The organism is Hirschia maritima DSM 19733 (assembly GCF_000378345.1).
GTDB classification, from domain to species: domain Bacteria; phylum Pseudomonadota; class Alphaproteobacteria; order Caulobacterales; family Hyphomonadaceae; genus Hirschia; species Hirschia maritima.
On sequence record NZ_KB899546.1, the window covers coordinates 25,147 to 47,270 of the forward strand.

The following is a 22,124-nucleotide window of genomic DNA, read 5'->3' on the forward strand; positions in this document are numbered from 1 at the left end:
AAACAATCCGTTTGGTTAGAACGTGGAGAGCTTTAATGGCCGAAATATTCACCGTCTCAGGAATTTTTACTCTACTCATGCTGCTGGCCCTGCAAGCAGTATTGGGCTTTGATAATCTTCTATACATTTCCATCGAATCTAAACGCGTTGGAGAAGAAAAAGCCTCAATGGTTAGACGTTGGGGTATTGGCCTTGCCATGCTCTTCCGAATTGTATTGCTCATTATAATAGTGAACTTATTCGGTTTGCTGGCAGAACCCCTCTTCAACTTAACCATGACGGGTTTTATCGAAGGTGTATTTAATCTCCAGGCTCTAGTGACCCTCGCTGGTGGAGCATTCATCATCTACACAGCAATCAAAGAGATTTCGCACCTTATGATCGTTGATCATATTGAACACACAGAAGGGCAAAACAAAAAATCAGTGGCGCAAGCTATTTCAATGATTGTTGCTATGAATTTGGTGTTTTCATTTGACTCAATCTTATCTGCAATGGCTATCGCCAATACAAAAACACCAACAGGTGAAACAGAATATCAAGTGTGGATTATGGCTGTTGCCATCATTGCATCTGGTATTGTGATGATACTGATGGCAGATTACGTAGCAGAGTTCCTTAAAAAGAACCGCATGTATGAAATCATGGGACTATTTATTTTGTTCCTTGTGGGAGTTTTGCTGGTTTCCGAGGGCGGGCACCTAGCTCACTTGAAATTGTTTGGCCACGAAATAGAAGCAATGTCCAAATCAACATTCTATCTTGTTATCGTTGTACTGGTCATCACAGATGTCATTCAGACAAAATACCAAAAACGACTTTGGGCAATGAGAGAGAAAGAACTCTTGGGTGAAAACCCAGCCGAAGTCGTCGATAGCGTACATAAAGCTTAATTGAGCTAACGTAACAAACAGCCCAAAGAACAAACAAATACTGGGCTGTTTGTTATGAATATAAAAAATTCTATTCTTCTAGTATCACTCAAATAGAACCAACCACTCTAGAGTATAAACAAAAAGCAACACAAATTTAACTTTGAATTGTTATATCCCTTGCCCAATCGCCGAAGTGAGAAGCGGCTAATCAAAATGGGAGGTCAATCAGGTCTATCAACCTGCATTGAATACTGAGGGAATATCATGATTAAGAATCTTCTATGCGCCACGAGCGTGGCAGCATCGCTTTGCCTTGTTGGTTGTAGTGACGACTACGAAACCCCAAACAAAACCAAAATTAAAGCTGCAATGGCTGAATGGTCACGTGATGCTATTATTGACGACTTGCGCAATCTATCATGTGACAATCTCGGCAAAGGAAAATTCTACTGCTCATTTGATATTTCATATATCGGCGCACAAACAGAACACATGGAAAAGTGCTTCTTCTCTGGCGCTTCCGAACTTACAATTCGTAATAGCTCTAGCTGTTACTAACCTTTCACAACCCGATCGATTTCACAGCCAAACAACGCCCCTCAAAAGATAAATATGCAAAGGGGGCGACAAATTCATTTTTTCTGATATATTGCACTGCAGCATAACAGGAAAAATAGCGATGACTGAGAATTTTACCTCCCCATTACAAGCTGTTCAGGGTCTCACTTCCAGCGAACTACCTCGCCTTTACAGCGAAGCTGCCAAAGCTGCCAAAGCATTCTATGACCACGCATTAAAGTCTGTTACGCCGCGGATCGCTCCAAATGGAAAAATAGATCGCAAACTCATGGGTATAGAGCAGCGAGCGTCGCATGGCCTTGGTTGGATGTGCGCGTACGCAGAAACACTTGCTCAAACCGCAAATTGGGCTGAACGCCTCTCTAACGATGGCGCATTTGGCGAAGCAGATGCTCTATTGAGTCAAATCCTTTTCTCTGAATACCTAAAACAATTATCAAGCGGAATCCCTATGACGCAGTGCGAAATGGTGCGCTCGGCCGATCTAGGAATTTCACTTGAAACTGTATCTACTTTTCTTTCGGACCCTGCCGTCTCTGTTCTTATTTCCAATGGTGATACGCCAATGGTACGCTCGCGGGCCGCTGAGCTAATTAAGAATGCTCAAGGACAGGCAACGGTAGAAAATACTGGGCTTGATGAAACCATGTCTATGGTACGAGATCAGTTCAAAAAATTTGCTGATGAAAAAGTCGTTCCTTTCGCTCATGAATGGCACCTAAAAGACGAACTCATTCCAATTTCAATCGTCAATGAAATGTCGGAACTTGGGGTGTTCGGCCTGACCATACCAGAAGAATTTGGCGGCTTTGGCATGGGTAAACTAGCCATGTGTGTTGTATCGGAAGAGCTTTCGCGCGGATACATTGGCGTCGGTTCTTTGGGGACACGCTCAGAAATCGCAGCGGAACTAATATTGAACGGCGGAACTCAAGCTCAAAAAGAAAATTTCTTACCTAAAATCGCGTCTGGTGAAATTCTACCGACCGCAGTGTTTACTGAACCCAATACAGGATCTGACTTAGGCGCATTGCGAACTCGCGCTGAATTAGATGGTGATCATTGGAAAATTACAGGTAATAAAACTTGGATTACACACGCTTCAAGATCAGATCTTATGACTGTGCTTGCCCGCACAAAACCGGATACGGACGACTTTAGAGGCCTATCCATGTTCCTAGCGGAAAAACCACGCGGATCAGACGAAAACCCCTTCCCTGCAAATGGAATGACAGGCGGCGAGATTGAGGTTCTTGGGTATCGCGGCATGAAAGAATATGAGCTCGGCTTTGACTCTTTTGAAGTGCCTCAAGAAAACCTACTGGGTGGTGAAGATGGCGACGGAATGGGCTTCAAGTACCTCATGGCCACATTTGAAGGCGCTCGTATCCAGACCGCGGCGCGAGCTATAGGGACAGCTCAAGCCGCTTTAGAGTTAGGTCTTCAATATGCTATTGATCGTCAACAATTTGGTGGCCCTATATTCGATTTCCCACGCGTTCAAGACAAACTAGTGATGATGGCCGCTGAACTCGTTGGTGTGCGCCAGCTTACCTATTTTTCTGCTCATCAGAAAGATAGCGGCAAACGCTGCGACCTTGAAGCAGGTATGGCGAAACTTATAGGTGCGCGCGTCGCATGGGCCGCTGCAGACAATGCTTTGCAAATTCATGGCGGTAACGGCTTCGCACTTGAATACCCTATCAGCCGCGTTTTATGCGATGCTCGCATACTCAACATTTTTGAAGGCGCAGGCGAAGTTCAAGCCATGGTAATCGCTCGACGTTCAATCGAAGAACACCTAAAAGCGAACAACTAAAACCAACTTTGTTCCCCCAAAACAAAAGCCTCAATTACTTAATTGAGGCTTTTGCTTGTATTTAGATTGTCACTTCAAAATGGCTAAGCTGCAGTTTCACCATGTGTTGCCGCATCAAGCCCTTGCTCTTCAGCCTGCGCGTCAACTCTAAGCGGAGTTATCAATTTTACACCAAAAAGAATAACTATAGATGCAATTAGTGACCAAGCACACACGGCCAACACTCCGATAGCCTGCACAGTGAAGGCATCAAGAGCTGTTTCTCCTTCATTGAGCCCTGGTGCCATTGGGCCCAACGTTGCCAAGAACGGCAAAATCAATGTTCCCAATATTCCGCCAACACCGTGCACGGCAAACACGTCGAGACTATCGTCAATCTTAAGCTTTACGCGGATCAAGTTGATTGCGGCATAACAAACAAATGCAGCTAAAACACCTATAATCAGAGCACCTGCAGGTCCAACTGAGCCCGCTGCTGGCGTTATCGTGGCTAGACCCGCAACCATACCTGTCGCAATACCAACCAATGTTGGTTTTCCAAACTGTTTCCACTCTATCAACATCCATACAAAGGCCGCCGTCGCAGCTGATGTGTGCGTCACAATCATTGCACGCGCAGCGTCACCATTGGCACCAAGCGCAGATCCTGCATTGAAGCCAAACCAACCAACCCAAAGCATTGCAGCTCCGATCATTACGAAGGCTGGATTGTGTGGAGGATGGATATCTTTTCCAAATCCCTGACGTTTGCCCATCATAATTACAAAGACGAGAGACGAGATACCGGCAGTCGCGTGAACAACAAGCCCACCAGCAAAATCACGAACACCCATGTCGGCCAACCAGCCACCACCCCATACCCAGTGGGTAACTGGTGCATAAACAATGAGCAGCCACACAGCACTGAATAGTAAGACAGCTAGGAAGTTCACCCGTTCCACATAAGCACCAACGATAAGCGCTGGAGTGATGATGGCAAAAGTCATTTGGAACATAAAGAACAGACCTTCAGGGATTGTTCCAGACATTGTGTCGGCACCGACGCCACCCAAAAATGCTTTGGACAACCCACCCCAGATTTGCCCCATTCCTTCGGCAGCTCCATTTCCATCGGCAAATGCGATTGAATATCCAGCTACGAGCCATAAAACTGACATTAAGCAAGCAATAGCAAAGCACTGCATCAAAACCGACAGGACATTAATTCTCTGCACCAACCCACCATAAAAGAGAGCTAAGCCAGGCAAAGTCATAAATAAAACTAAAGCTGTTGCTGTTAAAATCCACGCTGTATCACCAGTGTCAGCGTGTGCCGGAAATCCAGCCAAAAGAAAAACAGGCGCTATTACGCCCAACCGCGAAACTGTACGCAGCATACCATTCGTTCTGCCCATCGTTGAGCCTCCCTATTTTCCCTCCTCGTCGAGGGTTGCTCTCAGGCAGAGAAGAAGAGAGGAATCGTCAAGTCCTATACGCACTTTTGGACCAAATCCTATCAAAACGATCTATTTTTAGACAGTCTGCATAAAATTTAACCACTAGAGGCAATGGGACAATGATTGAAATTAAATCTAATACTCGCCACCAAATCTATTATGAGTTAGGTTGCTAACCATGACTATGACACTCAGCATTCTATTATATATCGCTATAGCAGCAGTTTTCGGTATCCTCGTAGCCGGACTCATAAGCTTAAATACAGATTCCAAGTCAGGAAAAGCAGCCTCCCGCTCCAATAAACTCATGAGAATTAGAGTTATCGCTCAGGCAATTGCCGTTGCAATCCTTGTTGCTATTGGATTTGCAAATGGAGTTATCGGATAGGCTTCGTTTTTCCACGAAGTATTTTAGCTATATGAGCCGCGTTAGATCGTCGCACAAATCATAATTCACAAGGTAGAAGTGAATGGTAAAACTCAATAAAATTTACACGCGCACTGGTGACAAGGGGACTACAGGCCTCGCGACTAGAGATCGCGTCAAAAAATATGATCTGCGCGTTCGAGCCTATGGCGCAATCGATGAAGCAAATTGCACGATTGGCCTTGCCCGCCTTCACATCGGCCAGCACGCTCAACTTTCAAAATCACTAGAGCGCATTCAAAATGACATGTTTGATTTGGGTGCTGATCTCGCTACGCCCGAACCTGAAAATAGCGAAAAACTTGAATGGGAACCCCTACGTATCGTGGATTCTCAAGTCAAATGGCTCGAATCTGAAATTGACCGCATGAACGCAGACATCCCCCCTCTCGATAGCTTCGTGTTGCCGGGCGGCACGCCCTTGGCCGCACATTTACATATGGCGCGAACTGTTACTCGACGGGCTGAAACATTGGTCGCAGAACTTAATGACAAGGACAGCGAAATTGTAACTCCCGCTGCACTTTCTTATGTAAATCGCTTGTCAGACTTTCTTTTTGTCGCTGCCCGTCGTGCAAACGGAAATGGCGAACAGGATGTTAAGTGGGTTCCGGGCGCAAATAGATAGCAGTTAGACTGCCCCTAAGTGATCTTGACGCAGAGCAGCATAAATCTTACGCCTAATCGTTGAAACATGTATCGGGACCAGCCTCGAGAATTAAATAAATGTGGTTTATCCACGCTAACCAATAGATTACCGGAGACGCCTAGATGAAGGTTCTCGTACCCGTCAAAAGGGTTATTGATTATAATGTAAAGCCACGCGTAAAGCCTGACCAAACTGGTGTAGACCTTGCGAACGTGAAAATGTCCATGAACCCATTCTGTGAGATCGCTGTTGAAGAAGCAGTACGTCTTAAAGAAAAAGGCATTGTGACAGAAATCGTTGTCGTTTCTATCGGTGTTGCACAAGCACAAGAAACTCTTCGTACAGCTCTAGCTATGGGTGCTGACCGCGGTATTCTCATCACCGCTGAAGGTGATGTTGAGCCACTAGCAGTTGCTAAAATTTTGAAAGCAGTTGCTGACGAAGAACAACCAGGCCTGATCCTGCTTGGTAAGCAAGCAATCGATAACGACAACAACCAAACTGGACAGATGCTGGCAGCTCTTCTTGACTGGCCGCAAGGTACTTTTGCTTCAGAAGTTGTTGTTGAAGACGGTAAAGTCAACGTAACACGTGAAATCGACGGCGGTTTACAGACAGTGGCTCTTGAAGGCCCAGCTGTTGTAACGACTGACCTTCGTTTGAATGAGCCACGTTATGCGTCTCTTCCGAACATCATGAAAGCGAAGAAGAAACCTATCGACACAAAAGAAGCAGCTTCTTTCGGTGTTGATATTTCTCCGCGCCTAACAGTGTTGAAAGTGACTGAACCTGCCGAGCGTGAAGCTGGTGAGAAGGTCGAAGATGTTGCAACACTTGTATCAAAACTTAAAGCTGCAGGAGCACTATAATGGCTGTTCTAGTAATTGCAGACCACAATAACGCGTCTCTAAACGATGCTACAAACAAAACAGTAACTGCTGCAAAAACATTCGGTGAAATCGATGTTCTAGTTGCTGGTGAAGGCGCTGGCGCTGTTGCAGAAGCTGCAGCAAAAATCGATGGTGTCCGTAAAGTTCTTCACGCTGATGGCGCGCCATACAAAACTCAGCTTGCCGAAGCAATGGAAGCTCTCGTGACTCCGCTTATGGCAAATTACGACGCTGTGTTCGCACCTGCAACAACAACAGGTAAAAACATCGCTCCCCGTATTGCTGCTAAGCTTGATGTTATGCAACTTTCTGACATCACAGCAGTTGTTGATACAGACACATTTGAGCGCCCAATTTATGCAGGTAACGCCATTCAGACTGTTAAATCGTCTGACGCAAAGAAAGTCGTAACTGTTCGTTCAACTGCTTTTGAAGCTGCTGCGGACACTGGTTCAGCTTCTGTTGAGACAATCGATGCAGCTGCAGGACCATTCAAATCGAGCTTCGTATCAGAAGACTTATCAGTTTCTGATCGTCCTGAACTTACATCAGCTAAACGTATTGTGTCTGGTGGACGTGCTCTTGGATCAGAAGAAGACTTCGAGAAATACATGTTCCCGCTTGCTGATAAACTAGGCGCAGCTGTGGGTGCTTCTCGTGCGGCTGTTGACGCTGGCTATGCTCCAAACGACTACCAAGTTGGTCAAACGGGTAAAGTTGTAGCGCCAGAGCTTTACATCGCTGTTGGTATCTCAGGTGCAATCCAGCACTTAGCAGGTATGAAAGACTCCAAAATCATTGTTGCAATCAACAAAGATGAGGAAGCTCCAATCTTCCAGATCGCTGATTACGGCTTGGTTGCCGATCTCTTCAGCGCAGTTCCAGAACTGACAGACGCTGTATAAACACTCTTCAACTATGTGTTTTTCAAACGCCACCCTTTTATTAGGGTGGCGTTTTTTATTACTCAGCGTAATATTATATTTCTTCTGATTTACAAATCAGCATTAAATGATATATCTTTTATGTGTATCGTAAATATTGCATTGATTTATATCAACAATTTGGTGAACCAAAAGGCATTGGGCATGAGTACTATCGAAACAGTTGGCGTAATCGGCGCTGGCCAAATGGGTAACGGGATCGCACACGTGTGCGCATTGGCAGGTTACAATGTTCTGCTCAACGATGTTTCTCAAGATCGTATCGATGCTGCCGTCAACGTCATCTCCAAGAATTTGACCCGCCAAGTTAGCAAAGAGGTCATCTCTCAACAGGATATGGACCTTGCATTAGAGCGCATTGGTTCCGGTCTTCCACTTGATAGACTTTCCGAAGCAGATATCGTGATAGAAGCAGCGACGGAAAAGGAAGATATCAAAGCTCAAATTTTCAGAGATGTAACACCATATTTGAAAGATAGTGCGATCTTAGCGACAAACACTTCTTCAATCTCTATTACCCGTCTTGCGTCCGCATCTGATCGTCCAGAACGCTTTGTTGGTGTTCATTTTATGAACCCAGTTCCGGTTATGAAACTGGTTGAAATTATTCGAGGGCTAGCAACAAGCCAGGAGACTTATGACACCTCTGCTCAATTTGTCGATAAATTAGGTAAAACCCTTACCAACTCAGAAGACTTTCCAGCCTTTATAGTCAATCGCATCCTTATGCCGATGATCAACGAAGCGGTTTATACCTTATATGAAGGCGTAGGTTCAGTAGAATCCATCGATACAAGCATGAAATTAGGTGCAAACCACCCTATGGGCCCGCTAATGCTTGCTGATTTCATCGGTTTAGATACATGCCTATCCATCATGCAAGTGCTTCATGATGGCCTTGCTGATACTAAGTATAGACCCTGCCCATTGCTCGTAAAATATGTTGAAGCTGGATGGCTTGGACGTAAAACCAATCGCGGTTTCTACGACTATCGTGGAGAAAATCCTGTTCCTACACGGTAGAGTTTAAACAAACTTCGCCTCTATAAAGCTACAATATTTAAACCATTCTCCTGTATGCCTCAATAGAACTAGTGTCTGTTGAGGTGACCCATGCTTGGTCAAGTTTTTGATAAATTTCGTCCATTTTTAAAATCCACATCTGGATCTGTAGCCCCTATTGTCGGGTTGTCTTTGCTTGGAATTATCATCATTGCCGGCGGTGGCGTCGACTTCAAGCGGGCACAAAGCGCCAAAACACATACACAAAACGCAACTGATGCCGCAGTCTTGGCAGCCGCTAGAAATTACATACTCGATAGTGAAAGCGACGCAAAAGAAAGAAAGAAAAACGCAAGAAAAGTTGCAAAAGACTACCTTCAAGCAAATCTGGTTGCTTCGGGAGGCACATTTAATAAAGCCAATATCAAATTGGAATTTAAAAAAGACGGCGAAATTGTTGGAACGACAACTACGAATATAGACATGTATTTTGGTGGTTTGATCGGACGTCCCACCCAAAAAATCAGTTCTGTCTCAGCCGCGCAAGCAGGTGCTGGTAGCAAGGTAGAAATCGTTCTTGCTTTAGACAACTCTACCTCAATGTTTGAATCTGGCCGCATGACCATGATGCGGAGCGCAGCCAAAGACTTTGTGGACATCTTGTTTGATAAAGCACCATCCAATAATTCAGTCAAAATTGGTGTCGTTCCATGGGCCGCGACTGTAAATATCAATTCTGAAAAACCGGGAAAATGGAATAAGGCAAATGGCTCCAACACTGCTGTTGGTGATGCAGGCGCACAAACCATTCCCAAAGCGCCATTCCAAAACAGACGCAAATACTTAAACGAGCCTTGGGAGTATTCCGGAAATTATTCTCAAGCGGAACTCAACAACGATTTTGCTCCAGTCGAATGGCGCGGTTGCATTAGCGCCGCAAAAAATGAACGTCGCGTAGACAATGCAGGCAATGTTCTTTCTCCTTTGGACGATTCAATTCCGTCCGGACAAAAGTGGCCAGCCCTTCAAATAGAACCGGATATGTGGGGCCAGTGGGTGGCCTATGATTACGTATCTTCTGGCGGCGGTGGCGGCGGTGGCGGAACCCCATCCCCCTCACCTCCACCGGTAGGAAATCAAACTAACTTTGGACCATTGGAACAACTTCCAAAATCCAATGATGATCTTTTGGATCAACTCTTGAATTATGCTGCCAAAGTCGACCCAATCAAACCAGATGGTGGAAAATCAGGTGCATGTACCAATCTAAATGACTGGTCCGTCAAAAACAAAACCGAGTGCGAACTCAACGACAATTATAAACAACCTAGAAAACAAGACTGCACATGGCCAGGTTCGTCATGCCGCGTCATGAGATGTCAACAATGGCACTCTCAATGGGGTATGGATGGGCTAAAAAATGCCTATGTGCCTTTTGATCTTCCGTGTAGCGATAACTGGCAAAAAATCCAAACAGACAATGTTTTAGCATGTGTATCCGACCCCAATGAGTTCCAGTATTGGAAAGATGGTGGTCAAGCATGCAATTGGTTGCCAGAGGAAGATTTTACTCCCTGGGATGCACCCAAGCCTGTTACGGGACCCAATATGAATTGCCCGACAGCGATGCTAGGAATGTCTGGCAACCGTCCTCAAATCATCGACAAATTAAACCACATGTACCCCGCCCCTGGCGGAACTCATGCCGATGTTGGTCTTATGTGGAGTTACCGCATGATGTCGCCAAAAGCAGGTTGGACCAAAATGTTTGGGTATCCAAACAAACAGAGCCCAACAGAGTTCAACAATACGAATACGAAAAAAATGATGGTCCTTCTAACGGATGGAAAAAACGATGCTCCATTCCATTTTGAAGGATATTATGGGTGTAATGAAGCTTGGGATCCAAATTGGCCAGGCTCGGGTCGAGGCTTCGCTGGCGATTGTGAAATCGCCGACGGTATTCAAAACTTGAGCAAGAAAAGCCTCGATAATTTGATGCTAGATGCCTGTAAAACTATTCGTGACTCAGGTGTGGAATTATACACAATTGCTGTGGACCTCGATCTCGTTGATCCCGCGGAAAAAGATGCGATTGATCTGCTGTCAAAATGTGCTGGACAATCTGACCGCGCATTCAACATTACATCCGGTCAGCTTGATGATACTTTCCAACAGCTTGCAATCGGCGTTCTTCGTCTAACCAAGTAAATTTCATTGAGATGCGATTTCTCGAACAAGGGCAATCGCATTTTCGCTAGACCAATCTGCACCACCGGCAAACCGCGCCTTCTCCTCACCCGAGCGATTGTAGATGATTGTCGTAGGCATGCCCTTGGCGCTCGTGTCGTAAGCAATGCCGTAAGATTTATCAAAATAGAAATCTAACGCACCACTCGTCCAGTCTTTAAGTGCTTTGCGAGAGTTTTCTCTATTATGGTCACGATCCACAGCCACAGCGACGACGCGAACTCCGTCATCTTTAACTGCTTGCTGCAATCGCCCCAATGATGGCATTTCTTCTTCACATGGAGGACATGCTTCAAACCAAATATTGAGAACAACAACTTCACCTTTAAAATCTTGAAGGGTTACACGCCCCCCTTCGGCGTTATCAAATTCACCTACTGGTGCCATGCGCCCAGATGTAATCTCTAGACTTGCTAAATCACCTTTTGCAAAGCGCTTTAAACTTGATCCACCAAACATTGGTTGGCTACCAGCAGAAAAGAGTGCAATAAGAACAAATACTACACCAACAACCAACATTGCGGGTATGCCAAATCGAGTAATGGCTTTAGGCATGATCGCAAACTCCTACATAAGACAACGAGACTTCAACTGAATATGACCAGCAAGCCAGACAATAAAAGCTCAGATACGCCTTCCAACACTAAAGGACAAGAGATGTGGGGTGGACGATTCAGCGCAAAGCCGGATGCGGTAATGGAAGCTATCAATGCATCCATTGACGTAGACCAACGTTTGGCTGAAGAAGATGTCGCTGGCTCAATAGCACATGCGAAAATGCTGGCTGCTCAAGACATAATTTCCGAAGATGATCTAACAGCTATTCTTGGTGGTTTAGATACTGTGATCGCTGAAATCAGAGAAGGCAAATTTGCTTACTCAAAAGCGCTTGAAGATATTCACATGAATATTGAAGCGCGCCTGAAAGAACTGATCGGGGAACCAGCTGGCCGTTTGCACACAGCCCGTTCTCGGAATGACCAAGTTGCCACAGACTTCCGCCTATGGGTCAAAACATCTTGCTCAACACGTCTCGACCAGATTGAAAACCTTATGCGGGCACTGTTGGGGCAAGCTGAGAAACATGCTGATTGGGTGATGCCCGGTTTCACACATTTGCAAACTGCACAACCCGTCACCGTTGGTCATCACCTGATGGCATATGTAGAAATGTTTTCTCGTGACTTTTCGCGCTTTGCCGATGCAATCCACCGCATGGATGAAAGCCCGCTTGGTGCCGCTGCCTTGGCTGGTACGGGCTTTCCAACAAACAGAGAAATGACAGCCAGCGAGCTAGGCTTTGATCGCCCTATGGCAAATTCACTCGACGCAGTATCAGCACGTGATTTCACGATTGAAAGTCTATCTTCCATTGCTATCTGCGCGCAGCACCTTTCAAGACTAGCAGAAGAACTGGTCATCTGGTCATCTGCACCCTTCTCTTTCGTGCGCATGTCGGATGCTTGGTCAACTGGCTCATCCATAATGCCGCAAAAGCGCAACCCTGATGCCGCCGAACTTGTACGCGCCAAAACAGGTCGCGCAAACGGATCGCTTATCGCCATGCTAACCGTCATGAAAGGCCTTCCTCTGGCCTATTCCAAAGATATGCAGGACGACAAACAAATCGTGTTTGAAGCTTTTGATAGTCTGGACCTCTCATTGCAAGCTATGACTGGCATGATTGAAACGATGGTCTTCAATAAAGACAATTTAGCTGAAGCCGCATCAGGTGGCTTCTCTACAGCTACTGATCTTGCTGACTGGCTAGTTAGAGAATTGAATATTCCTTTCCGCGAAGCACACCACATCACAGGCGCAAGTGTAAAAGCGGCGGAAGACAAAAATGTTCAACTTTGGGATCTGTCATTAGAAGAATTGCAGAGCATTGAACCCCGTATCACCAAAGACATTTTTGATGTATTGAGTGTAGATGCATCTGTTGCAAGCCGCCAAAGTTATGGCGGAACTGCACCAGTTAGAGTAAGAGAGCAAATATCCCTGTGGAAGGAGCGCTTAGCATGAAACCTGTAAAAATTCTTTTGGGGCTAACGACCCTCGCATTGGTGTCAGCTTGTGGCCTAAAGGGAGACCTGGAACGCCCGGAACCACTATTTCAGGAAAAACCTGAACCAGTTGCTGTGCCAGAACCAGTACAATCAGTTGAACCGCAAGCTATCGAAGAAGAAGTTCCAGATGATGAGCTTCTCGGCGGTCCGGACGACGACTAAATCTACTAAAACTTTAGATGCATAATCTTCAGCCCTGATTATGCACCTTGATATGAGATACCAAGACTACAATGCACCATTTTAACTACGTAGATGGCCGCCTACATTGTGAAGGCGTTCCATTGGAAGATATCGCGCGCGAAGTCGGGACCCCAACTTACGTGTATTCGACCGCAACATTAGAACGTCACTATAAAGTGCTTTCCGAAGCTTTTGATGGATCTAAATACCTCATTGCCTATTCGGTAAAAGCCTGCGGAAATATAGGCGTGGTATCTACCTTGGCAAAACTAGGCGCTGGGGCAGACGTGGTTTCAGGTGGAGAACTGGCTAAAGCTCTTCATGCTGGAATTCCTGCGGAGAAAATCGTATTCTCTGGGGTTGGTAAAACACGTGCAGAACTAACTGCCGCTCTTGAAGCTGGTATTCACCAATTCAATGTTGAAAGCTTCCCTGAAATGGAACGCCTCAACGAGATAGCCATGAGTCTTGGCAAAAAGGCACCTATTGCATTTCGCGTAAATCCACACGTTGATGCGGGAGGGCACGCAAATATTTCAACGGGTGGAGCCGAGCACAAATTTGGCATTGCATGGCATGAAGCGGGTGAGATGTACGCCCAAGCTGCTGCCATGGAGGGTATCAATCCTGTTGGTGTTGATGTTCACATTGGTAGCCAAATCATGGATGTAGAACCAATGCGGATTGCCTTTGAAAAGGTAGTGACGCTCGTGCGCGAGCTTCGTGAGCAAGGCATAAATATTCAGCGCATGGATTTGGGCGGCGGACTAGGTATCCCGTATTCTCCGAAAGACAACCCAGACTCCCCTGCCAAATACGCACAAATGATCCGAGAAGTTAAACAAGGGATCGATGTTCAACTTATTCTAGAGCCTGGTCGCATGATTGCAGGAAATGCCGGCGTTATGCTGGCAAATGTTGAGTATGTAAAAGAACGTGATGGCCGAACATTTGTTATTCTAGATTCAGGGATGAACGATCTAGCCCGCCCTGCTTTGTATGACGCTACTCATGAAATCAATCTGCTGAATGAACCAGCAGCAGATGCGAGCCTAAAGCCAGTAGATATTGTTGGACCAGTGTGTGAAACGACTGATCGTTTTGAAGAAGCGCGTCCAATGCCGCCGCTTAAGCAAGATGACAAAATCGCATTTATGTCAGCTGGGGCCTATGGTGCCGTTCTTTCATCACAATATAATGCCAGACCTTTAGCAGCAGAAGTGATTGTGAATGGCGATTCCTACAGCGTTGTCCGTCCTCGTCCATCTTACGAGGATATTATCGCTTTAGAAAACCAGCCGAGCTGGATAGAGTAGATGAAAGATATATAGAGGTTTAAAGGTTCTTTGACAGGCGCAGAACGTATTCGTCGAATGATAGAAACCACGCATGGGCGGCTAAAATGGCTCGCTTATGTGTCTGCATTTGGTGGTTTTGCGCTTGTTTTAAGTGTTTGGTTTATCTTGTCACTCGTAGGCTTGATAGATCTACTCACTCCCAAACTTCGTGCCGCCTCAACGCTTTCAATTTTACTATTATCTGCATTCCTTTTTGTTCGTGGGCTAAAGAAGTACAAAAAGCCCAAAAGAGAAGAAGCAATCAACAAGGTCGACTCGCTATCAGAGATGCGCCCAGCATCATCGCTTGTCGACGTTCCTGTGCGGCCTCATTCAAAAGCTGCTTCTTTATGGGCGGCCCACAAGCAACGCATTGATGAAGAAGCCAGTACACTAAAATCCCCGTCTTTGTTTTCAAAAGCGCGCTCAATAGATCCCCTATTCCTGCGGTTTTTAACTCCGTTGGCACTAATTGCCGCCGCTATTTTTGCAAATGATGCAGCCATTCCGCGTATTCAGTCATCTTTTCGTGCTGATTTTGGAACATTGGTGGGCGCAGATGACTTAACTGCGCAAGCTTGGGTGACACCTCCTGCTTACACTGGTCAGGCACCGTTTGATGTACCTACGAATGAAACTTTCAGTGCGCCCGCCGGATCAGAATTCACTATTCGCGTTGACACACACGGCAAACCTAAACTGAAATTGCATTATTCAGACGAAACCAAAACGCTACCTCTCACACGCGGAGAAGATGGCACATACGAAACCAAACTAATTTTGGATCTTGATGAAGTTGTGGCTGAAATAGATTGGTGGGGTACGCGTGCAAGCTATGAAATAAAATCAAGTGTAGACCAGTTTCCATCAATCAAATTCACCAAATACCCAACCGTTGATGAAAATGATCGAACTGCATTTGAATGGGAAGCAGAAGATGATTATGGCATCACTCAGGTTGAGCTTTTCCTTCGTTTATCCAAACCCAAAAACGGAGAAGAAAATCTCTCAGATAGGATTGTTTTAGATCTGTCTGGTATTGAACCTTTGACAGCAAGTAATTCAGTTGCTCTCAATTTAACACGGCACAAATGGGCTGGACTTCCTGTCATAGCACACCTACGCGCAATTGATGCTGCCGGCCAGATTACTCAGTCCCGCGAAGCTGTGTTCAATCTACCGGAAAAACTCTTCCTTCAACCTATGGCGAAGGCCGCCATGGAAGTGAGAAATGTTGTTTTGCGCGATTGGAATGAATACGCTCCTCTTCCGGACAACTTTGACCAAATAATGGATGAAAGCGGCATTGTTGATGTAACACCATCAAGACTCGAACAAGCACCTGCAGATATAAAACGTGCAGCAATAATGCTCGAAGCTCTCACCCACGAACCTGATAGTTATTTCAATGACCCCATTATCTATCTCGGACTTCGACAAGCAAAACATGTTCTTTCAACAGCTGATTCCAAGCCCAATGCAGATAAATCAGAAGGCATTTTATGGTCTGTTGCCATGCGGGCTGAATATGGCTCATTAGCTGATGCAGCTCGCGCCTTAGAAGCAGCCCAAAAAGCTTTAGAGGCCGCCCTGCGTGATGGAGCTTCTGAGGAAGAAATAAGGCGTTTAATGAATGCTTATCGTCAAGCTGTGCAGAATTATGTAGATATGCGAATGGCCGAAGCGATACGGCGCGGTGTATCTCCTGAAACGCTTGATGGAGAAAGCGGCGGCGAACCCCAATTAGGCGGTTCAGACCTCGAAAAAATGCTAGATAAGTTGGCAAGCCTCGCCGAGACTGGCGCAAGAGATCAGGCACGTCAGTTATTGTCAGACATGAGTGACCTGCTAGATCGCATGAAAAACCTTCAGCTCAGCCAAGGTGGTGAAGGAAGCGACCCATTAGGCAACCCTCAAAGCGATGCAATGTCCAAAGCGCTTGAGGAACTTGCAGAAGAGTTAAGAGATCAACGAGACCTTACTGATGATACCCGTCAAGAAATGCGGGATCAACAAAATAGTCAAAATGGACAACCTCAAGGTAGTCAATCATCACAACAAGGCAACCAAAGTTCAGACCTTGCTGATCGCCAACAAGAATTGGCCGAACGCGAGTTGAAACGTCCTGGCGGAGGATCTCAAAACGGTGTCGAAGAAACCCCATCCATGCCTCCCGGAGCCGGAAGTATGGATCAAAACGGCGAGTACGAGATGGATGCCGAAGGTTTTGCGAAAACACCCCAAGGAGACGCTCTTGAAGAGGCAAAGAGAGCACAGGAACGCGCCGCTGAAGCCCTCACAAAAGGAGATTTGGAAGGTGCTGCACGTCATCAGCGCGATGCTGAACAGGCACTTGCCCGCGCTGCGACAGAACTCGCTGCAAGAGCAGATAAAATGCGCGAAGCGGAAGGCACAAATCAAGCAAGCCAGCAGCAGGCGGATAACGCAGACCCCTTAGGCCGCCCATCGGGTTCTGGAGTCGTAGGAGATGGAAATGAAGTGAAAGTCCCTGAGCTATTAGATCGTCAGCGAGCCCATGAAATATTGGAAGAGTTGCGCAGACGTTCAGCAGAATCAGGGCTCACCAAAGAAGAGATGGAATATCTCCTAAGGCTACTTAAGCGCTTCTAGGTGAACCATTCGCTTTTTCATTGATCGCCATCAGATGTTTTCCGCAATGTGCTTTCTTGAGGTGAAGGCATGGAATAAAAGCCAACAATAAATCCCGATAAATTTGGCTGAATCTTCTATATAGATCACGTAATTTTCTATAGAATGCAAAACAACATCAGTTCCCATCGAAATGCCAAAACCGACAAGAGAAATCGCCAATAAACCGAAATAATTTTCTCTCATCTGTTTGAAATATATCAACAAAAAAACTCCCAGAGCGAGCATATCCAACCCAAGGATCAAGTTTTGAGGAATTCCAATTGATGGAAAGAAATTTTCATGCAGACGGAATGCATCATCAAGTGTCAGCCACCCCGTCAAAAGCCCACCAAACAAAGCATAAATTGCCAGGTTTTGATTTTCTTTTTTTTGAAACAAGACAAACGCTGTAAACATTAAGATTGCGGCTGTCCCAGCCCACAGCATTATTCCTAAGTCAGACACCATCCCATAATATGTACTGCAACATGATCCGACTTCTTCGATCGCCGTCATCGTGTCCATAAACATCAATTTGGGCTCAAAAAACGGCTGAAATATTACTGCAGACAGAAAAAAAATTGGTGCCGCTGTTAGAATGACTGGAAAGAAAAACTCTCTTTTCATAAAATCCCTACTTAATAAACTCGGCTCAAATGTGCTGACTCAAGATAAAACAGTTAAATAATAATATGATATGAAAAAGAAGAATGCACAATAACGTCCGAATACGGATTGTTTTATGTTTTCCTAGGCTGCGTCACTGTCCAGTTTAAGAATTTGGACAAGCGCATTTGCGTCCACTGGTTTCGTGAGAATTCCATCAAAACCTACTGAATTATATTCTTCAATGTGATCTGGAAGAGCATTCGCGGTGAAAGCTATATAACGAACACCTGTCCGGCCCGTATTTTTGTCGATCTCCCGCATGGCCTTCATTGTTTGAATTCCATCAATTTCCGGCATTTGGATATCTAACATCACCACATCAAAAGAAGTTTTTTCATACACTGAAAGTGCTTCATGACCGCCTTTAACGATCCGGGGTTCGATTCCCAACGCTTTGAGAAGCACACCAATCACTCGACGGTTCATGGGATGATCTTCCACAATTAACATTCTTGGCAAGGTTACATCCTGATCCAATTTCGGGAGAGGTTCGGCATTGGCTTCGAATACTTTTTCTGAGCTCGTGCTTACAGGCAATTCAAATGAAAAAACTGTTCCCTTGTCTAGAGTAGATTTCACCGAAATTTTTCCGCCCATGCTCTCCATTAATTGTCGACAGATTGATAATCCAAGCCCCACCCCGCCATATTTCCGCGTTTTAGATGTGTCGGCTTGAGCAAATGGATCGAAGACGTTCTTCATCGCTTGCTCATCCATGCCAATTCCTGTGTCTTCCACGGAAACCCAGAAATTAGCAGTGTGCTCTTCTTCATTTATTGCTGATATACCACCTCGAATTGCCACCTGCCCGCGGGAAGTGAATTTCATCGCATTTGACATCAAATTGAATAGAACCTGACGCAGCCGTTTTTCATCTCCAACCACTACTAGATCAGGTGAAATATCAGTCTCCAAATGGACATCAAGAACTGCATCGTTGGTATTCTCTTTGAATATAGAATGTGTACTTTCTAACAAAGCTCTGGGTGAAAAAGGGCCTTCTTCAATATTGATTTCTTCTTTATCAATACGTGCGAAGTCCAAAATATCGTCAAGAATATTCAGCATATAGCCACCAGACTGGCGGATAAGTGTCACGAGTTCATGTTGTTTTTGAGAAAGAGATGTTTGCTGAAGGGCTGCTGAAAGCCCCAACACACCACTCATCGGAGTTCTAATCTCGTGGCTCATATTGGCGAGAAAGCGAGATTTAACTTCACTCAGTCTCTCAGCTTCATTGCGGGACGCAACTGCTTGCCGTCGCGCATTGAATAATACAATTCCAAAAAGGACTGTCAGAGTTAAAAGCAAACCAACAAGACCCAATAACCCATAAAGGCGTGTGATAGATTCTTTTTGAGATTTATTGATTTTTTCTAGCAAATCTGCTTCCAAATTCGCCTGTTCAACTTGCTTTGCGATTAAACGTGTTTCTCTATCGACATCACGTGCAATTTGATCCTGTTTTTCCGCATACATGGTGCGGACAGCCTCTCGCATTTTCTCAAAAGCGGCATCGTGATTACCCTCTGCTCTGAATAATTTGGCCTCGATAGTGATTACTTCAGTCTTATTGTTGAAATTATCATTTGCGATCGATAACGCCTTCATTTGAGGAAGGTATTTTTGAACCACATCAATACGTTCCAGATCAAACGCTGTCGCAATCAGGATATTTGCCCAACCAAAAACCGTAACTTCGCTGTGAAGCGGCACGTATTCCTCTGCTTGAAGCGAACACTCCAATGACCTTTGAAGTTGATTTTCCGCTAGGACTAAATTTTCTTCGTTCTTGTGCTTCCGACCAGAGAAAAGATAAAAGTACGAGCACAAGTGATAGCTAGAAAACTCTTGCAAAGGATAAATTGGTGCATCGAGATTTTGTTGCATCAGGTCAACAGCTTTGAAACCGTATTCATTTGCTCCATGGCTCAACAGCAAACTCGACACCATGCTAAGAACCGAATTTCGTTCGATAAAGATATCCTGTTCACCAGCCAGATTATACTGATCTATTATATAACCAAGAATAGTTTCCGGCTCTTCTGAAAAATGAAAAACCAAAGATTTCGCTTTTAAAAGGTCCACATCAATGACGGGATCTACATTTTGTCCTTCTCGTAAACCAGCAGCATTTGTCAGCGTTTCCGCAGAACTATCGGCTGCTAAATTATAGTCAAAGATCGTCGATTTAGCGATCTCAATTCGAATTCTATCAGAAAGATCAATATCTTCATGAGACGCTAATTCATCTAGTTTAGCGACACCTTCATCCATCTGATTATTGCCTATAGTTTCTTTAACAATTTCCATTGCTTGAAGAAAAGCGGAGTAATCAGATTGGGTATCTTTTTGATCTAGAAGTAGTATTTCTGTTCTTGCGCGTTCATACTCTTTGATATCAGTTGGAGCATAGGCCGCAGAGTTGAAAAGAACGGATTTCCAATATCTCAATTGCGTCCCGTGGTTTAATTTTTCCAAGTTATTTTCAAACTCGGAACGCTGCTGATCGAATGGTACTGAATTATCAGCGACAACTTGCTGCATAAAGACTAAGGTTTGGTCACGCCAATCAGTTTCAGAGTTTTCTGATACTTGAGCAAACGATTCTGTCGCAAAAACGGCTAAAAATACAAAAAGCGTGGCACAGGAAATAAGCTTCCCAGGCCAATCAATAAAACGCCCCTCGATAAGAAAACGCCATTTTGTCCTGTCGGCGACTTCATCCATACATCTAAACCCATAATAGCAAACTGCCCCCACACAGTTTAGTGCTTAGTCTAAACTGTAGCGTCAACATTAATCTATTGAAAGAAAAATATATTGAGTTGTGATGCATTCAAACAAATAGAAAAATATTCTATTGCTCTGGAACAGCCCCCAAATAAGGCAAACCTCTCCAGTGACCGGCATCGTCCATTCCATACCCGACTAGATACCTGGGCGGTGCATCAAATGCCCAAGCATCCAAACCGTTTGGTACCGCTTCAGGTTTACGTGCAAAGACACATGTTCGCACTTCTCTCGCCCCTTTTGCCATAAGATGTGCCCGTGCAAATTCCAATGTGCGCCCAGAGTCAAAAACGTCATCCAATACAAGAGCACCTCGGCCAGATATAGACCTTTGGATATCCGCTCGAACGACAACGCGACCAGAACTTTCTCTTGCGTCACGATAACTTTCTAACCACAACGCATCAAACCCCACGTCAATGCCGCGATCGGCCAAAGCACGTAATAAATCAGAGGCAAAAGGCGTTGCACCTAACAAAATAACAATAGCCGTCCACGATTGCCCTTGCAACATAGGCACGAGAGCGTCGGCAGCTTTGCCCACACGCTCATCAATTTCTTCTTTTGTTAGAATGACATCAAATTTGGGTATGTCAGTGGTGCTCATCATCATTCCCATAGTCAGCAGCCTTGCTGTCATGGGTATCATCTTTTTCGTATTCATGGCTATCAGAATTATATTCCGAATCACCGTGATCATCATAATTTTTGTCATATCCGGCATCATGAGATGTGGATTGTCCCTCAGTATATCCCTCTTTGGATTTTTTCGGGCTTTCAAAATTAGCTTGAAGGTCAAAACTATCCATTGGGGGGGACACTACATGTGCGGTAAACGTACTGCTCTCGCCTGGGGAAATGACCGAATCGAGCAAATTTACGCGCTCCAAGTGTACAATCTCACCGTGCTCATTGCGTAATCCTATTCGCACTATTGGAGACGGACGGTGTTTTTCAGAAACATTGATAGCCGAACCTGAAATAGTCAAAACAGGAGTTGTTCCATCAAATGAGCGATGCGCTGTTAGCTCACCAAATTCAAGCCCAAACCGATTTACTTCCATTCCCATCATTGCATACACTGATGCAGTTTTTGGCCAGAATTCAACAACTTCTTGCCGATAATTTACTGCACCATTTGCAATGCCAGCAAAGGTCAAACCTGAAACCACCCATGCTGCACTCGCTGCCAATACACGATTGCGACTACGACGTTTAGCCTGTTTTTCTCTAAGTTCAGCGTGAGGACCAGACCTTGTCGAAGCATTTTGAACTGCTTTTTGACGTAGCCTCTCGACCTGCGCCCGCGTTAAACCAGAATCTTCTTCTGATTGCGCATTTTTTTCTAGAGTTTCTGGAGGTTTTGCATACCATGAATGATCACAAGCTGCACAACGTACATTGCGTCCAGAGGCTCCCAATGCGGCCTCGGAGGTAAAATATCGTGTCTGACAAGACGGACAAATCAAAATCATAATGCTATCGAAAACACACTTTCAGTTAACAATGTCCAACCAATTGCTGATATTGTCACATAAAATTGGAAACTT

General features: G+C 45.1%; 19 protein-coding genes. 13 read left to right on the forward strand and 6 right to left on the reverse strand.

What is annotated here, in order from left to right:
• Positions 1-35 precede the first annotated feature (35 nt).
• From F551_RS16535 to F551_RS16540, 3 genes are all read left to right on the forward strand, one after another.
• Complete coding sequence (locus F551_RS16535) at positions 36-893, forward strand: TerC family protein (protein ID WP_018997060.1); 858 nt, start codon at positions 36-38, stop codon at positions 891-893.
• A 246-nt stretch (positions 894-1,139) separates the two neighbouring features.
• Entirely contained in the window at positions 1,140-1,433 is a 294-nt protein-coding gene (locus F551_RS0108440; RefSeq protein WP_018997061.1) for a hypothetical protein, read from the forward strand.
• Between the two features lie 121 nt (positions 1,434-1,554).
• The gene (locus F551_RS16540; RefSeq protein WP_018997062.1) at positions 1,555-3,273 is read left to right on the forward strand and encodes an acyl-CoA dehydrogenase family protein; all 1,719 of its coding nucleotides are present in this window, start codon (positions 1,555-1,557) and stop codon (positions 3,271-3,273) included.
• An 83-nt stretch (positions 3,274-3,356) separates the two neighbouring features.
• On the opposite strand, the gene F551_RS0108450 is transcribed toward F551_RS16540, so the two are convergent.
• The gene (locus F551_RS0108450; protein ID WP_018997063.1) at positions 3,357-4,667 is read right to left on the reverse strand and encodes an ammonium transporter; all 1,311 of its coding nucleotides are present in this window, start codon (positions 4,665-4,667) and stop codon (positions 3,357-3,359) included.
• A 220-nt stretch (positions 4,668-4,887) separates the two neighbouring features.
• Here F551_RS0108450 and F551_RS0108455 point away from each other — a divergent pair, with 220 nt between their 5' ends.
• The 6 genes from F551_RS0108455 to F551_RS0108480 all read left to right on the forward strand — a co-directional run bounded on the left by F551_RS0108455 (position 4,888) and on the right by F551_RS0108480 (position 10,832).
• On the forward strand, positions 4,888-5,097 hold the full coding sequence (locus tag F551_RS0108455; RefSeq protein WP_018997064.1) for a twin transmembrane helix small protein: 210 nt from the start codon (positions 4,888-4,890) through the stop codon (positions 5,095-5,097).
• 82 nt (positions 5,098-5,179) lie between these two features.
• On the forward strand, positions 5,180-5,764 hold the full coding sequence (locus F551_RS0108460) for a cob(I)yrinic acid a,c-diamide adenosyltransferase (RefSeq protein WP_018997065.1): 585 nt from the start codon (positions 5,180-5,182) through the stop codon (positions 5,762-5,764).
• Between the two features lie 143 nt (positions 5,765-5,907).
• Complete coding sequence (locus F551_RS0108465) at positions 5,908-6,654, forward strand: electron transfer flavoprotein subunit beta/FixA family protein (RefSeq protein ID WP_018997066.1); 747 nt, start codon at positions 5,908-5,910, stop codon at positions 6,652-6,654.
• Positions 6,654-7,580 (forward strand): electron transfer flavoprotein subunit alpha/FixB family protein, encoded by a 927-nt coding sequence (locus F551_RS0108470; RefSeq protein ID WP_018997067.1) that lies wholly within the window; start codon positions 6,654-6,656, stop codon positions 7,578-7,580. Before F551_RS0108465 ends, F551_RS0108470 begins: the two co-directional genes overlap by 1 nt.
• Before the next feature lie 183 nt (positions 7,581-7,763).
• On the forward strand, positions 7,764-8,642 hold the full coding sequence (locus F551_RS0108475; RefSeq protein WP_033404898.1) for a 3-hydroxybutyryl-CoA dehydrogenase: 879 nt from the start codon (positions 7,764-7,766) through the stop codon (positions 8,640-8,642).
• A gap of 90 nt (positions 8,643-8,732) precedes the next feature.
• Positions 8,733-10,832, forward strand: a complete 2,100-nt coding sequence (locus tag F551_RS0108480) for a pilus assembly protein TadG-related protein (RefSeq protein WP_018997069.1) — start codon at positions 8,733-8,735, stop codon at positions 10,830-10,832.
• Positions 10,833-10,835: 3 nt separating this feature from the next.
• On the opposite strand, the gene F551_RS0108485 is transcribed toward F551_RS0108480, so the two are convergent.
• Entirely contained in the window at positions 10,836-11,426 is a 591-nt protein-coding gene (locus F551_RS0108485; RefSeq protein ID WP_018997070.1) for a TlpA family protein disulfide reductase, read from the reverse strand.
• Between the two features lie 42 nt (positions 11,427-11,468).
• Between F551_RS0108485 and argH the strand changes: the two genes are divergently transcribed.
• The 4 genes from argH (at position 11,469) to F551_RS0108505 (ending at position 17,091) form a co-directional block, all read left to right on the forward strand.
• Positions 11,469-12,896 carry an argininosuccinate lyase gene (gene argH / locus F551_RS0108490; protein WP_018997071.1) on the forward strand — a complete coding sequence of 476 codons (1,428 nt, stop codon included), beginning with the start codon at positions 11,469-11,471 and terminating at the stop codon, positions 12,894-12,896.
• The gene (lptM, locus tag F551_RS0108495) at positions 12,893-13,102 is read left to right on the forward strand and encodes an LPS translocon maturation chaperone LptM (RefSeq protein ID WP_018997072.1); all 210 of its coding nucleotides are present in this window, start codon (positions 12,893-12,895) and stop codon (positions 13,100-13,102) included. Before argH ends, lptM begins: the two co-directional genes overlap by 4 nt.
• 71 nt (positions 13,103-13,173) lie before the next feature.
• Positions 13,174-14,439: a diaminopimelate decarboxylase gene (lysA, locus tag F551_RS0108500; protein WP_018997073.1), complete on the forward strand. Its 1,266-nt coding sequence runs from the start codon at positions 13,174-13,176 to the stop codon at positions 14,437-14,439.
• 30 nt (positions 14,440-14,469) lie between these two features.
• A complete protein-coding gene (locus F551_RS0108505; RefSeq protein WP_018997074.1) occupies positions 14,470-17,091 on the forward strand; it encodes a DUF4175 domain-containing protein in 2,622 nt (873 codons plus the stop codon).
• 30 nt (positions 17,092-17,121) lie between these two features.
• Here F551_RS0108505 and F551_RS16545 read toward each other — a convergent pair whose 3' ends face one another.
• The 4 genes from F551_RS16545 to F551_RS0108525 form a co-directional block, all read right to left on the reverse strand.
• Positions 17,122-17,739, reverse strand: a complete 618-nt coding sequence (locus F551_RS16545; protein ID WP_018997075.1) for a hypothetical protein — start codon at positions 17,737-17,739, stop codon at positions 17,122-17,124.
• Between the two features lie 123 nt (positions 17,740-17,862).
• Entirely contained in the window at positions 17,863-20,511 is a 2,649-nt protein-coding gene (locus F551_RS0108515) for an ATP-binding protein (RefSeq protein ID WP_018997076.1), read from the reverse strand.
• 130 nt (positions 20,512-20,641) lie between these two features.
• The gene (locus F551_RS0108520) at positions 20,642-21,181 is read right to left on the reverse strand and encodes a phosphoribosyltransferase (RefSeq protein WP_018997077.1); all 540 of its coding nucleotides are present in this window, start codon (positions 21,179-21,181) and stop codon (positions 20,642-20,644) included.
• Positions 21,168-22,049: an MJ0042-type zinc finger domain-containing protein gene (locus tag F551_RS0108525; protein WP_018997078.1), complete on the reverse strand. Its 882-nt coding sequence runs from the start codon at positions 22,047-22,049 to the stop codon at positions 21,168-21,170. Before F551_RS0108525 ends, F551_RS0108520 begins: the two co-directional genes overlap by 14 nt.
• Positions 22,050-22,124: the final 75 nt, after the last annotated feature.